General features: G+C 63.1%; 10 protein-coding genes. 2 read left to right on the forward strand and 8 right to left on the reverse strand.

The features are described from left to right. Positions 1-306: 306 nt before the first annotated feature. Positions 307-963: a glutathione S-transferase family protein gene (locus tag IVB32_RS17940; protein ID WP_247370183.1), complete on the reverse strand. Its 657-nt coding sequence runs from the start codon at positions 961-963 to the stop codon at positions 307-309. Positions 964-1132: 169 nt separating this feature from the next. On the opposite strand from IVB32_RS17940, the gene phaZ reads away from it, so the two are divergent. Beyond that, entirely contained in the window at positions 1133-2356 is a 1224-nt protein-coding gene (gene phaZ, locus IVB32_RS17945; protein ID WP_018454111.1) for a polyhydroxyalkanoate depolymerase, read from the forward strand. Between the two features lie 127 nt (positions 2357-2483). On the opposite strand, the gene IVB32_RS17950 is transcribed toward phaZ, so the two are convergent. Further along, the gene (locus IVB32_RS17950; RefSeq protein WP_247294985.1) at positions 2484-5813 is read right to left on the reverse strand and encodes an adenylate/guanylate cyclase domain-containing protein; all 3330 of its coding nucleotides are present in this window, start codon (positions 5811-5813) and stop codon (positions 2484-2486) included. A 317-nt stretch (positions 5814-6130) separates the two neighbouring features. Further along, positions 6131-6646 carry a hypothetical protein gene (locus IVB32_RS17955; RefSeq protein WP_204512115.1) on the reverse strand — a complete coding sequence of 172 codons (516 nt, stop codon included), beginning with the start codon at positions 6644-6646 and terminating at the stop codon, positions 6131-6133. Between the two features lie 570 nt (positions 6647-7216). Here IVB32_RS17955 and IVB32_RS17960 point away from each other — a divergent pair. After that, positions 7217-8143 carry a catalase family peroxidase gene (locus IVB32_RS17960; protein WP_085361470.1) on the forward strand — a complete coding sequence of 309 codons (927 nt, stop codon included), beginning with the start codon at positions 7217-7219 and terminating at the stop codon, positions 8141-8143. Between the two features lie 2 nt (positions 8144-8145). Here IVB32_RS17960 and IVB32_RS17965 read toward each other — a convergent pair whose 3' ends face one another. From IVB32_RS17965 to IVB32_RS17985, 5 genes are all read right to left on the reverse strand, one after another. Beyond that, complete coding sequence (locus IVB32_RS17965; protein WP_085385352.1) at positions 8146-9072, reverse strand: AraC family transcriptional regulator; 927 nt, start codon at positions 9070-9072, stop codon at positions 8146-8148. A 270-nt stretch (positions 9073-9342) separates the two neighbouring features. Continuing rightward, complete coding sequence (locus IVB32_RS17970) at positions 9343-11211, reverse strand: ABC transporter ATP-binding protein (RefSeq protein ID WP_204512116.1); 1869 nt, start codon at positions 11209-11211, stop codon at positions 9343-9345. A gap of 9 nt (positions 11212-11220) precedes the next feature. Next, entirely contained in the window at positions 11221-12147 is a 927-nt protein-coding gene (locus IVB32_RS17975) for a glyoxylate/hydroxypyruvate reductase A (protein ID WP_204512117.1), read from the reverse strand. Between the two features lie 13 nt (positions 12148-12160). Next, positions 12161-13489 carry an FAD-binding oxidoreductase gene (locus tag IVB32_RS17980; protein WP_247410867.1) on the reverse strand — a complete coding sequence of 443 codons (1329 nt, stop codon included), beginning with the start codon at positions 13487-13489 and terminating at the stop codon, positions 12161-12163. Positions 13490-13547: 58 nt separating this feature from the next. Continuing rightward, a partial coding sequence (locus IVB32_RS17985; RefSeq protein ID WP_247410869.1) for an ABC transporter permease occupies positions 13548-14151 on the reverse strand: 604 nt, incomplete at its 5' end.

The raw sequence follows: 14151 nt of genomic DNA on the forward strand, positions 1-14151 counted from the left end.
CGCATGAAGCATTCGGGCGTGGCCTGAGCACTGATTTCTGTCTCAAAATGCAACGGGGCCGCGTCCCGGCTTTAACCTTCGGAACGCGGCCCGAACGAATCACGTCCGAATCAGCCGTAGCGCCCCGTACGCGCCTGTTCACGGCTAGATGTCGCAACCGGCCAGCGCGCGCATACAATATCTGCACAGCGCGTGAGCGGGCTCAGCCCACCACGGGCGTCAAACGTTAACGCCTTCAATGACATGACCGCGGGGTGCGGCGGTTGGATGCTCGCTCCCAAAACAGGCAGATGGCACCCGGCCTGCCTAATATTCGACCTCGAGCTCCTCGATCTCGGCCGGCTCATCCCGTGCCGCCGCGATCCATTCCTTCATCTCCGGCATGGCGATGATGGTATCGGCATAGGCTTGCAGCTGTGGCTCGAGCTTGACGTTATAGGTCACGAAGCGCGTCAGCACCGGGGCGTACATCGCGTCAGCCATGGTGCGGGTCTCGCCGAACAGGAAGGGGCCGCCCGATTTGTCCAGGCAGTCGCGCCAGATCGCCCAGACGCGATCGATGTCGGCCTGCGCGCGCGACCAGATCTTGAAGCCGGGGAAGTGCCCCTTCAGATTGACCGGCAGCGAGGCGCGCAAGGTGGTGAAGCCGGAATGGATTTCGCCGCAGATCGAGCGGCAATGCGCGCGCTGAACGCGATCCGCGGGCAGCAGCCCGGCATCCGGCATCGCCTCGTTGAGATATTCGGCGATCGCCAGCGTATCCCAGACGATCGCGCCGTCGTGCCGCAGGCACGGCACCAGGATCGACGACGACAATAGCAGGATTTCGGCACGCGCCGACGCGTCGTCCGGCGCGGTGACGATCTCATCGAAATCGAGCCCGGAAAATTTCGTCAGCAGCCAGCCACGCAGCGACCAGGACGAATAGTTCTTGCTGCTGATGGTCAGTGTCGCCTTCGCCATATGGCCTTCCCTCACGCCTAAGACTTGCACCCGCCTGGACTGCGGGAGTGCGCACCGCCTGTGCTTCCCGCCAAAAGAGCAGCAAGCGACGTGCCAATCTTGAGGACGGCCCATCTCCGGTTTGGCTCCGATATTGCATAGCAGCACGGGGACAGGTGGGCGTTTCAGTATGATGTCGATGTATTATCAGGCCTTTCAGAACCATATGGACCTGACGGCGCCGTGGCGGTCGGGGGCTTCGTCCGCACTCAAATTCCTCAATCTGGTGCCGCAGGGCTTATCGGATCAGGTCGTCGGCCGGCTGTCGGCCGCGCTGGAGTTGATCTCCCGCTCCACCCTCACCTATCACCGCCCCGCCTACGGCATCGACAGCGTCATGGTCGGCAATCGCGAGGTCGCCGTAACCGAGGAGATCGCTTACGCGACCCCGTTCGGCTCGCTGCTGCGTTTCAAGAAGGAAGGCGTGGGCGAGCAGCCGCGCATGCTCCTGGTGGCGCCGATGTCCGGCCATTTTTCGACGCTGCTGCGCGGCACCGTGAAGACGCTGCTGCAGGATCACGACGTCTACATCACCGACTGGCACAATCCACGCGACATTCCCCGCAGCGAGGGCCGTTTCGGGCTCGACGACTACACCGAGCATCTCATCGACTTCCTCGGCCAATTAGGCCCCCGCCCGCATATGGTCGCGATCTGCCAGCCCTCGGTCTCCGCACTCGCGGCCGCCGCGATCATGTGCGAGGGCAACCATCCTTCGCGGCCGGCGACGCTGACGCTGATGGCCGGCCCGATCGACACGCGCATCCAGCCGACGAGGGTCAACGAATTCGCCAAGAGCAGGCCAATCGACTGGTTCGAGCAGAACCTGATCAACTACGTGCCGATGCAGTGCCGCGGTGCCCTGCGGAAAGTCTATCCCGGCTTCGTGCAGCTCACCGCCTTCGTCTCGATGAATCTCGAGCGCCATATCAAGCAGCACATCGATCTCGCCGATCACATCGCCAAGGGCGAGAAGGAGAAGGCGGCCAGCATCAAGACCTTCTACGACGAATATTTCGCCGTGATGGACCTGCCCGCGGAATTCTACATCGAGACCGTGCGAGACGTGTTCCAGGAGCATCTTCTGCCCCAGGGCAAGCTGATGCATCGGGGACGTCCGGTGAACACCAAGGCCGTCAGCCGCATGGGGCTGATGACGGTCGAGGGCGAGAAGGACGACATCTGCTCGATCGGCCAGACGCTGGCCGCGCAAGACCTCTGCACCGGCGTACGCGCCTACCGCCGCGTCCACCACATGCAGGCCGGCGTCGGCCATTACGGCGTGTTCTCGGGCAAACGCTGGAACAACGAGATCTACCCGCTCTTGCGGGATTTCGTGCACGTGAATTCGTAACCCGTCAGCCCCTGGCCCGTACGTCACGTGCGAACCTCAACGCGCAATTGCAGTGAGGCGACCGGAGATGGGTCAGGATCGAGACGTCTCTCCTGACCAAACGGCTAGCTAAACAAACCGCACGTGCCTAATGCACTTGCTTGAGCAGCTCTCTGGCTTCAACGACTTCGGGAAGATTGCGCTCCGCATCGAATTCAGCGAGCACGGGAGCGAGCACCTCGGATACCGCGCCCGCTCCGCCATTTGTCTTATGCAGGCGTGCAAGTCCAATGGCGCTGCGCAGCTCGAAAGTCTTCACCCGTTGGTGCCGTGCGATTTCAAGCGCTCGGCTTAGCGCAGTTTCGGCCCTGGCTAGGTCCGAAGGATCATGACGCAACAAAAGCTCCCCGTAGACGCGATGCAGCTCGGCATCAAGCCAATGCTGACCGGATTGCCCCGCCCATGCGATCAATCCGCTCAAGATTTCCAGCCCGTTTTCGAGTTGGCCCGACTCTGCATCCGCCATGGCGACATGCATCCCCCAAAACGGCTCACAGAGGTAGCAGTCATTCTCGTGCAGCAAGGTCCAGCCGCGACGCATTTCCGTTAGCCCGGCCATTCCGTCGCCAGCGCGCCACTTGGCCAGGCCATTCAGGTAAGTGCCGGCGGCCACATACAGCGGCATCGTGTGGTCGCGAGCGAGACCAAGCGCCAGGATCGTCTCTGTTTGCTGCAACATGCCCCCGCATAGTCCGTCGAACACAGCTCGATGAACAAGCGCATTGGCCTGAGAAAGCGCCCGTTTTTCTCCGGAAGCCCTTATCGCTTCCGCGGCGAGGCGGCGTGCGCGGGCGATCCTGCCAAGGGGCCAAAGCACCAGGGCAAGAAACCTCATGATCACGAATGGGAGATCCAGCGCCGAGCCCCTGAACGTCGCGGGATCCGGCTCGTCACCATAGATCTCTAGTGCCTTCTCAAGATGTAATCTCGCGTTCAAGTAGTCGCCCCCGAACCAGCAGGTAACCCCGCCCGTCCAATGTGCAACGACGGCGGCCACCGGTGAGGCCGGTCGCCGGTCAGCGGCGTTCACGATGGCATCCACCAGCGCCTGCATCGGCGCGAGTTCGCCGTGTGTCAGGCAGGCATTGAAGAGACCCGAATGGACCGGCGCAAGTTCAACCGGATCATTGATGTCGGCTGCGAACTGTCGGGCGCGCGTCCATGCGGCGACCGTTTCGGGAGCGCTGTGCCCGAGGCTGCCCCGTAATGCACGGCCATATGCGATTTGAAGATGTAGCCTACCCATCATCCGGTCGTGCTCATCGGGCAGGTCATCGGCGATGGCAATCGCCTTGCCGAGATGTGCAATCGCCTCGGAATAAGCGGAGCGTTTCAGCGCCTGCAGGCCCGCCTTGCGCCACCATTCGAGGGCGACCTCGTTCAGCCCCGCCTCAGTGAAGTGGTGTGCCAGAACTTCCGGCTCAGTCTCGGCGACGACTGGAAACTTCTCGCGCAGGACATCGCCGATGCGCTTGTGAAGCACCTGCCGTTTGCTCTTGAGCAGGCTCTCGTAGGCCGCTTCCTGAACGAGGGCGTGCTTGAAACTATAGTTTGCTTCGGGCGGAGCCCCGCGACGCACCAGCAGTTCGGCCTCTTCGAGTTGCGCTAGCGCAGCGCTCAGCGTCAGATCATCGCGTCCCGCCACATATCTCAGCAGCGCGTATGAAAAGTCGCGACCGATGGCGGCGCCTATCTGCGCTAACTCCTTGACGGGGGCCAGCCGGTCAAGCCGCGCCATCAGCGAATCCTGCAGCGTCGCGGGAATAGCGAGCGGCGGGAGCGGATTATCGAGACGATAGCGCCCGGCATCTTCGAGGAGTAGCCCGGACTCCAGCACCATCTTGGTCAATTCCTCGACGAATAGTGGGATGCCATCCGTCCTATCGATGATCTGCTTCATCATCTCGCGTGGCAGCTGGCGACCAACGGCCACCTGTTCGACCAGCGCGCGCGAGTCCCGCCGATCGAGTCGGTCGAGCCGCAACAGACTGACGTTGGCAAGGCCCGACCAGGAGGGCTCGAACTCTGGCCGGGATGTCATGAGCACGAGTATCGGCAGTCCTCTGATACGATCGACCGCGAGATCGAACAGTTCAAGTGTCGTGGCATCGGCCCAATGCATATCCTCGCAGATAATCAGCAGGGGTTGCTCTCGCGCCAACCCCTCAAGCTGATCCAGAAGGGCGGCAAATGTCTGTCGCCGCTGCTGCGCCGGGCTCAAAGCCAGCGGCGGACAATGGTCGCCGGTGGGAATCGAAAGGAGAGCCGCAATGAGCGGTGTCGCTTGGGCGACCTGCTGTGTTCCAAGCGACAGCATTGCCTCGAGCTTGTCGAGCTTTTGCCCAGGCGTGTCGTGCGACCGGATGCCGGCGGCGCGCTCGAGCTGCGCGACAAAGGGATGGAGCACACTGTTGGTATGGTAGGGCGAACACTGATATCGCACCCGGCGGTGCGCCCCCAACGAGGGGCTTTCGGACAGGGTTGCGACAATGCGCGACTTGCCGATGCCCGCTTCGCCAGAAATCAATACCATCTGGCCCTGCCCCTGCCATGCCAGCCGCTGGCGCGAGAGAGTGAACTCGATCTCGTCCCTGCGGCCGACAAAACCGATCGAGCGTACCGCGCGGACCGCCTCGAAGCGACTCTCGGATGCGATCGCCCCCTCCACCGCCCAGACTGCGATTGGTTCGGCTATCCCCTTGACCTCACGGCGGCCGAGATTGCGAAACGTGAAGAGATCACCAAGCAGCCGGCGCGTCGACGAAGCAACGACGACCGCGCCCGGTTCCGCCAGGCTCTGGAGCCGAGCGGCGAGGTTTGGTGTGTCGCCGACGGTTGCCTGCTCCTCTGATGCATCTCCACTGATGAGGTCACCGACCACCACAAGCCCTGTCGCAATTGCGATGCGCAGTTCAACCCGTTCGTCGGCGCCCGTTTTGAGCTGCCCAATTGCGGAGATAGTGTCGAGGGCAGCTCGTACTGCGCGCTCCGCATCATCCTCATGCGCGCGAGGATAGCCGAAATAGACGAGTATTCCGTCGCCAACGAACCTGGCTATCCTGCCGTCATAAGCGGCAATGACGCTCGCGCAGGCGGCGCGGTAGGCCCGGATCACTTCCCACATATCCTCGGGATCGAGACGCGCCGAGAGCGCGGTCGAGCCGACCAGATCGCAAAACATAACGGTGAGGTGGCGCCGCTCGGCGTCCTGAGGAGGGGTCGGCGATGCGATCAACGCGGCTGGATCGAGGTCGGCAATAGCACGCAGCATTTTGCGGCGATGGCCTAGCAGGACTCCGAGCTTTTCAAAGTCCTCGTCCATCAGTTCGGGGAGGACGCCCACGTCGATTCCATTCTGGGCAAAACGCTCTGCGTATTGCCCAAGCCCCAGTTTCTCGAGCCACTCCGCAATCTGCATTGGCTCCACCGATCGTGTGGTTGGCGGTTAGCAGGATTTTGGACCACGGCGCGGGGACGATATCCCAACACCGCCATGATGGCACGTCTTGTTTGTTGTGCGATAATTTAGGTTACTCAGTACCGACACGGCTTCCAAGCCGGGTCGCCGCCCGATGCGAACGACTGCGCTACCAAAAATCGTCTTCCCGCAGCGTTGGACGACAGAGGTTGCGATGAGTGGTCACTACTCACTCCGGACCTGAAATCGAATCCAACACTGCGGCTTGTGCACTCGTCATGACGCCAAGCAGACGTTCTTGCGTGAGGACAATTCCTTCATTGCTTGTCCATGCGCGCTTCGTAGTTGCGAGCCATCATGCCCGCCGCAACTTGGAGCGAGGAACCAACCACCCAACAGCCGGCAACAAAGGTTATCAGGCCATTGGCTGGGTTTTGATCAAGGACAAGGATGCTGACGGACAGAGTTGCGGCAATCGCGGCGCCGAACGTTCCAGCCGCACTCATGATCTCAGCCGGCTCGGAACCATTCCACTCTTCCGAGTTGCTCGAGATCGACTTCCGCGCGACACTGCGAGACAAATCAATTCCGACATAATAGCTGAGAGCTCCATAGAGCATCGTTATCAGCACGATCCAGCCGCTTTCAAACAGTCCGCCTTTCTCACGCAACAGGGTCGCACCCACATAGAGGCCACAGGAGGCCCCAACGGCTGCGAGCCCAATTCTTTCAAGAAGATGGGCCGACCTGATCAGACCGGAACGAGCGATCCGAAGATTGCCGGAGCCCCTCGTTAGGGAAAATGCGCTGGAAACTGCATCACTAATTTTCATTGGGGGTCTCCTTCTTAGGTAAGTAGCGGCCTACCGGCCGACCCCGAATAGAGGCAGCCTCGTGGACGCGTTTTGCGATTGCCTTGATTCCAATTTCTGAAAAATCTGTGCTGAGTGATGGGGCTGGCTTGCTCGTGAGCAAGACGAGAGCCAATCCAAAGCTGCGAGCACGCGGCTACGCAGGCATTGCATCTCACCCGTGTCGGTCAGTTAGGTCCGGGTGCGGCAATTTCTTGCGGGAGTGATAGCTCGAAAGAGAGTGATGAAATATGAGACGGTTCACATAACGCGGTTCCCCGTCGCTCTATCCGATCACAATTTCCGGAGGACAAGTCTGCATCGTCGCGAGACCCGGGAGCACGGGAGCACGGGAGCTGAATCAGTAAACAAGTTGTCCCGCGTCTCGCCGACATCAGATCTATCCCCTCATACCGTGTTTCGTGCACGTGAATTCCTGAAGCGCGAGCAAGCAATCAGCAGGATCGGACAAGGCAGCGCGGCTTTAGGAAAGACGCCGGCGCTCCGCCAGCCCTAACACACGGACATGCCGCTTTTGCCGGAGGCCAAGCCATGTCCGAACTTCCCACCCCCGCTGCAACACCCGCCGCGGTCGTCGATGCATTGAAGGCGGTCGCAGGCAATCCGCCGAAGGTGCGCGCGAGCTTCGCCAAGGGTCGATGTGTGCGCGGGACCTATGCCCCGTCCGACCGCGCGGCAGAGATTACGCGATCGCTGAGCTTCACAAAACCGTCGCGCGTGCTGGCGCGCTTCTCCGTCGGCGGCGGCAATCCCGGGGTGACCGACACCAACAACCTCGTGCTGCGCGGCTTCAGCTTCAGGCTGGGCGACGACGCCCATCGCTCGGACATCCTGACGGAAACCGCTCCGGTGCATTTTGCACGGACGCTCGACCAGATGCTCGCCTTCCTCGAGGCGCGCATTCCGGGTGCGGACGGCAAGCCTGACATCGAGAAGGTCCGGGCCTTTTCGGCAGCCAATCCTGAAACACTGAACCAGGCGAATTACGTCGCGGCACGCCGGCTGCCCGGCAGCTTTGCCGGCACGACCTATTGGGGCGTGCACTCCTTTCCCGCGACGAACGCGAAGGATGAGACCCGCTTCATCAAGTTCAAGGTCTCGCCGGTCGGCGGCGACGTCACCTTGAGCGAGGACGAAGCGAGGGCGAAGTCGGCCGATTTCCTGCATGACGATCTCGCGCGGAGGATCGTAGCCGGCGACGTCCGATTCAACGTGATGGCCTTGCTCGACCGTCCCGGCGATCCCACTATGGACGTGACCCTGCGATGGCCGGACGAGGACAACCGTGAGCAGGTGCGGCTGGGGACGATCGTCATCACCAGCCTCGAAGCCAACGCGGCCTGCGACGGCTCCATCTTCAATCCAGCCAATCTTGCCGACGGCATCGGCCATCCGCCGGACGAGATTTTTGCGGCGCGCCGCACGGCCTACACGATCTCGCTGGCGAAGCGTCGGTAACTTCAAGTCTTGTCCCGTCCACCATCCGTTTCTCGGCGCCATGCGCCCGGACTGACGCCGACGATGGACGAGAACACCCGCGTGAAATGGCTCTGATTGGCAAATCCGGCCGAGATGGCAATCTCGGATAACGGCAGGTCGCGGACTGTCATCAGTTGCTTGGCCGCCTTGACGCGCTGTTGGAGCAGCCATTGATGCGGCGGCAGGCCGGTGGAGATCCGGAATGCGCGTGAGAAGTGGCTGACTGACAGGCCAAGCTCGGTCGCGATCAGCTGCAGCGCGATCTTGCCCGAGAGATCGGAATCGAGCCGGTCACACGCACGCTTCACCTGCCATGGCGCGAGACCGCCGCGGCTCGGTTCCGCGGCCGGCTTCAGCCCACCATAGGTCTGGGCGACATGGGCGGTGAGCGCGAGCATCATGTGATCGACGAAAAGCTGGTTGGTCTCGTCGGGCCGACACAGTCCTTGCCGCAACGAGGCACCGACATGTCGAACGACCTCGTCGTCATGACCGACACCGGGCTCGTAGCTGAGCTCGCCTACGCGCGGCCCGCCCGGTTGCCTGGCAACGCTGTTGAGCGCCGAGCGCGGCAAATAGAAGAAGAGCGAGTGAAACGGCTTGTCGATCACATAGCGCGGGTCACGCTTGAGGTCGTACAGATAAGTCGCACCTGCGCGAACATCCGCCTTGGTGACACAGCGGCCCTCCTCCCAGCATTCGCAATCCGGATAGTCGCGGAGTTTCAGGCTGAGGAGATAGGCATCTTCCGCAGCCAGCGATCCGGAAATATCCGGTGTCGGATCGTCGTTGCGGACTTCGGTGACCGCGAGCTCGGCGCTGTGCAGCGAACGCGTGATCAGGACCGGTGCTTGCTTGGAGCGAAGGCCCTGCCCGAGCCTCTGCCCGTAGACGCCTGCTTGTGTCATTCTAGTAAATCCATCCGTAAAGGCACGTCTTCGCCGGCCTTCCCGAGATCCGCGCATTATCGGAGATCGCCGGCCGACGGTCCAGCTGCAGCGCATAACACGAAGCTGGCGCGGCCAGCCGTCGCACCGGGCCGTGCCGCGATGATTTCATTGTGATTTCAGCGTGATGTCACCGGCCTGGCGTCGCGAAGGACACCACCGTTGACCTGCCCGGCAGATCGCGGGGCGACTTCATCGTGCATTTTGGAAATAATTTGCGGCCTGCGCACGTCAGTTGGACCATTCCTCGCCCCAGAGCTGGACGACATGGCCCGGCGACACCTCACGAAATTGACGCACGGGCGGCTGGTAATCGGGCGCGCGCACCGGGCTTCTGATCTCGTCATTCGTGGCCTCGCGCCTGGTGCCGCGGCGCGCTGGATCGGGCACTGGCACGGCCGCCATCAGCTTCTTCGTATAGGGATGCTGCGGATTTCCGAACAGGGCCGCGCGTGGACCGGTTTCGACGATCTCGCCGAGATACATCACCGCGACGCGATGGCTCATGCGCTCGACCACCGCGATATCGTGGGAAATGAAGAGATAGGCAAGTCCCATGCTGGCCTGAAGGTCCAGCATCAGATTGACGACCTGCGCCTTGACCGAAACGTCGAGCGCCGAGACCGCTTCGTCCGCGACGATCAGCTTCGGTCCGAGCGCGAGCGCGCGGGCAATGCAGATGCGCTGGCGCTGGCCACCGGAGAATTCGTGCGGAAAGCGCGCGGCCATGTCGGCGGTGAGACCAACGCGGACAAGCAGGTCGGCGACCTTCTCCCGTGCCTGCGACGCCGTGACGAGCCCGTTGGCGAGCAATGGGGCCGCAATCGCCGTTCCCACCGACATGCGCGGGTTGAGGCTCGCGAACGGATCCTGGAACACGATCTGCATCTGCTTGCGAAAGTCACGCAAGGTGCGGGCATTCATCGCCAGCACATCCTGCCCGTCCACCAGAACGGTGCCGCTGTCCGGCTCCGTCAGCTTGAGAATGGAGCGGCCCGTCGTCGACTTGCCGCAGCCGGATTCGCCGACCAGCGCCAGCGTCTCCCCGGCGCGCAAGGTGAAGGAGATGTTCTCGACCGCATGGACGCGGCCCGAGACCTTGCCGAACAGGCCCGAGCGGATTGGAAAGCGCGTCGTGAGGTTGGAGACCTCGAGCAGCGGTCGCTCGGCAATCGAGACCGTATCGGGCGTCTCCGCCGGCTCGTCAGAGGTCCCCGTCACCTTGTCGACGGTCGGAAAACGCATCGGCCGCGTCCGCCCGTCCATCGAGCCGAGGCGTGGCACGGCCGCGAGCAGCGAGCGGGTATAAGGATGCGAGGGTGAAGCAAAGATGCGCGCGGTCGCATCGGTTTCCACTGCCTGGCCGCCATACATCACCACGGTGCGGTCCGCGATCTCGGCCACCACCCCCATGTCGTGGGTGATGAAGAGGATCGACATCTCCTCTTCCTGCTGAAGCTCCTTCAGAAGCTCCAGGATCTGGGCCTGGATCGTGACGTCGAGCGCGGTGGTCGGCTCGTCTGCGATCAGCAGCCTCGGCTTGCAGGCCAGCGCCATCGCGATCATTACGCGCTGGCGCATGCCGCCGGAGAAGCGATGCGGATGCTCGTGGAAGCGCGATTTCGCCGCAGGTATCCGCACGCGGTCGAGCAGGCATATGGTCTCGACCTCCGCCGCCGCGCGCGACAGGCCGCGGTGCTGGATCAGTGCTTCCGCAATCTGGAAGCCGATGGTCAGCACCGGATTGAGGCTCGTCATTGGCTCCTGGAAGATCATGGCGATTTCGTTGCCACGAACATCCTTCATGCTCGCTTCGGGCAGCGTCAGCAGGTCGCGACCGGCAAGCCGGACGCTGCCTTCGACGCGGCCGTTCTCCTTCGGAATGAGCCGCATGATCGAGAGCGCAGTGACGCTCTTGCCCGAACCGGACTCGCCGACGATCGCCACGGTTTCCCGCGAGGCAATATCGAACGACACGTCGCAGACGACGGGAATCCATCGCCGCTCACGCAGGAAGGACGTCGTCAGGCCGGAAACCGACAGCACCGGCGACTGCGCGTTGGCAGCGATTTGATCAGCTCCGCTTGCGCCCATGCTCATGCCAGTGTCCTAATAGCCGCGACTACGATCGACACGCCCCGGCAATTCTTCACCGCGGCGGTGGCGCGCAATCACATCCAGCACGAAATCGACCGCCGTATCCGGCGTCGTCATGCTGGCATTGTGCGGCGTGACCAGGATGCGCGGATGGCTCCAGAAAGGGTGACCCGCAGACAGCGGCTCCGGCTCGGCGACATCGAGGACAGCACCCGACAACGCGCCGCTGTCGAGCGCCGCGAGAAAGTCGGCTTCGACCAGATGCGGGCCACGCCCGACGTTGACGAGCGACGCGCCGCGCGGCAGGCGCGCGAACAAGTCCGCATTGAGGATGCCGCGGGTCTCATCCGTCAGAGGCAACAGGCAGACGAGAATGTCGGTCTGCGCAAGGAAATCCGGCAACGTCCCCATGCCCGTATAACAGGTGACGCCGTCGATCTCGCGCATCGATCGGTTCCAGCCGAGTAGTGGAAAGTCGAAAGCCGTGAGGCGTTCGAGCACGGCCTGGCCGAGTTGGCCGAGACCCATCACGCCGACGCGCCGCCGCTTCGCCGGCGTGATCCGGATCTCGCGCCAGACCTGCGCCTTCTGCTGGGCGATGAAGTGCAGGAGATCGCGATGCAGGGCGAGCACCGCCATGGTGACGTATTCGACCATGGTCTCGGCGATGCCAGGCTCCAGCATGCGAACGAGCGGAATGTGCGCTGGAAGTTTTTTCGCGTCGAACTGATCGACACCCGCACCGACCGAGAAGACCAGCTCGAGATTTGGGAAAGTCGTCGCGATGTCGTCGGGCGGCACCCACGCCACGAGATAGCGGATGTCGGCGGGATCGCCGATGTCGGGCCAGAGCCGGAATGGCACATCGGGCGCGCGCTCGGCGAAGAAGCCCGCCCATTCAGCGCCCCGAACCATGTTGGCCTTGTAGAGAACCGTCATGCCGCCAAAACTCTCAGAACGGGCTGACCGGCGCGAGCCGGCGGCCGTCGATCAGGCGCTTGTGGCTGTAGGCCGCGGGATCGACCAGCGGCGTCGCGCCCGTCACGATGTCCGCCGCGAGCTTGCCGGCCGCAGGACCGATGCCAAAGCCGTGGCCGGAGAAGCCGGTGGCAAGGAAGAAGCCAGGCATGGCATCGACCGGCGAGATGACCGGAATGGTATCCGGCGTGCAGTCGATCGTCCCGCCCCAGGCTTCCGCGATCTCGATGTCCTTCAATTCAGGGTTCGACTTGATCAGCGAAGCCAGCGCGGCATTGACCAGCGACATGTCAGGCGCGGGATCGCGCACCCGCTCGGTCTCGAATGGCGACGGCTTGTCCAAGCTCCAGTTCGTGCCGCGCATGAGCTGGTCGAAGAAGGATTTGCCGAACGACAGTTTCAACCCATTCTTGCGATGCAGATAGGTCGGCCAGAAAGTTCGCGCGTACCGGAACAGATCAGGCGACAGTTCGACCGTGCCGCGGTTGCGTAGCGCCAGGGTAAAGCCGCCGTCGAGGCGGCGGCGGATGCAATAGAAATCGGTGCCGAGCGCACCGGAGGTGATCTCCGGCCCCGGCGTGGTCCGGCACGCGGTCGCATTGACGAGGCCGATCGGCAGCTCGATGCCGTGGCGACGGCAGAATAGCGACGACCAGGCGCCGCCGGACAGCAGCACCGATTGCGTGCGAACGGTGCCCTTCTCGGTGACGGCGGCGCTCACCCGTCCACCTTGCGTCTCCAACCCACGCGCGGCGCAGCCCTGATGAATCGTGACGCCGTGCTTTCGCGCGGCGGTCGCAAGCGCCGGCACGGCCATTGAGGGCTCGGCGCGCCCGTCGCTCGGCGTGTGCAATCCGCCAACCCATGTCTCGGCATTGCCGGGCAGGCGCTCGGCGACCTCCGCCGGCGTCAGCACGGTCGAGTGAACCTGCATCTCGCGCGCCGTTGCGGCCCATCGCTCCCAGCTGGCGAGCTCGTCCTTGCTCTTGGTCAGGAACAGCACGCCGGTACGGCGGAAGCCGGCATCGACGCCGGCATCGTTTTGCATGTCTTCCCACAGCCGCAGCGCCTCGCGGGCCAGCGGGATCTCCTCACGCGCGCGGCCCTGCTGGCGGCACCAGCCCCAATTGCGGCTCGACTGCTCGCCGCCGACATGGCCCTTCTCGACCAAGGCGACGGAGAGGCCCTTCTTTGCGAGATGATAGGCCGCGGAGACGCCAATGACGCCGCCGCCGATGACGACGACATCCACCTGCGCTGGCAGGCGCTCGTCACTGTTTATGCGGGTGAGCGGCGGGGACATGGGAAACTCCAGATATTCAGTTCGATCGAGACAGCTCGGCTCGTCGCTAGTTTGCAGATCATGGGATGTTCATCCGCGGATCGAGCGCGTCGCGCAGGCCGTCGCCGAGGAAGTTGAAGCTCGTCACCGCAAGCGTGATGGCGAGGCCCGGTGCAATCGCGAGCCAGGGCGCGCTGGTGAGATAGATCTGCGCGTTATTGAGCATGTTGCCGAGGCTCGCGGCCGGCGGTTGGATGCCGTAACCGAGATAGCTGAGATAGGATTCGAGCAGAATGGCCTTGGCCACGTTCAGCGTCGCCGCCACCACGATCGGCGCGATCGCATTGGGTACGAGCTCGCGGAACATGATCCGCAGATTCGACGAGCCGAACGCGAGTGCAGCAACCGCAAACTCGCGCTCCCGCAGCGAGCGCACCTGGGCCTCGACGACGCGGGCCACCCACATCCAGGCGGTTGCCGCGATCAGCACGGTGGTGGTGATGAAGCCGGGCTCGATGAGCGCCGCGAGCGCAAGCAGCAGGAAGATGGTCGGAAAGCAGAGCATGGCATCGACGAGCCGCATCAGCACCGCGCCGACCACGCCGCCATAGAAGCCGGCGAAGGCCCCGACGACGATGCCCACCGCCATCGCCATCACCATCGCGACGAAGCCGATCGACAGC

Origin of the sequence: Bradyrhizobium sp. 23 (assembly GCF_023073295.1) — a bacterium.
Taxonomy (GTDB): Bacteria; Pseudomonadota; Alphaproteobacteria; order Rhizobiales; family Xanthobacteraceae; genus Bradyrhizobium; species Bradyrhizobium canariense_D.

Coding starts and splice junctions, on each gene's coding strand:
- IVB32_RS17940 (WP_247370183.1), bottom strand. CDS start 963: ATGGCGAAGGCGACACTGACCATCAGCAGCAAGAACTATTCGTCCTGG.
- phaZ (WP_018454111.1), top strand. CDS start 1,133: ATGATGTCGATGTATTATCAGGCCTTTCAGAACCATATGGACCTGACG.
- IVB32_RS17950 (WP_247294985.1), bottom strand. CDS start 5,813: ATGCAGATTGCGGAGTGGCTCGAGAAACTGGGGCTTGGGCAATACGCA.
- IVB32_RS17955 (WP_204512115.1), bottom strand. CDS start 6,646: ATGAAAATTAGTGATGCAGTTTCCAGCGCATTTTCCCTAACGAGGGGC.
- IVB32_RS17960 (WP_085361470.1), top strand. CDS start 7,217: ATGTCCGAACTTCCCACCCCCGCTGCAACACCCGCCGCGGTCGTCGAT.
- IVB32_RS17965 (WP_085385352.1), bottom strand. CDS start 9,072: ATGACACAAGCAGGCGTCTACGGGCAGAGGCTCGGGCAGGGCCTTCGC.
- IVB32_RS17970 (WP_204512116.1), bottom strand. CDS start 11,211: ATGAGCATGGGCGCAAGCGGAGCTGATCAAATCGCTGCCAACGCGCAG.
- IVB32_RS17975 (WP_204512117.1), bottom strand. CDS start 12,147: ATGACGGTTCTCTACAAGGCCAACATGGTTCGGGGCGCTGAATGGGCG.
- IVB32_RS17980 (WP_247410867.1), bottom strand. CDS start 13,489: ATGTCCCCGCCGCTCACCCGCATAAACAGTGACGAGCGCCTGCCAGCG.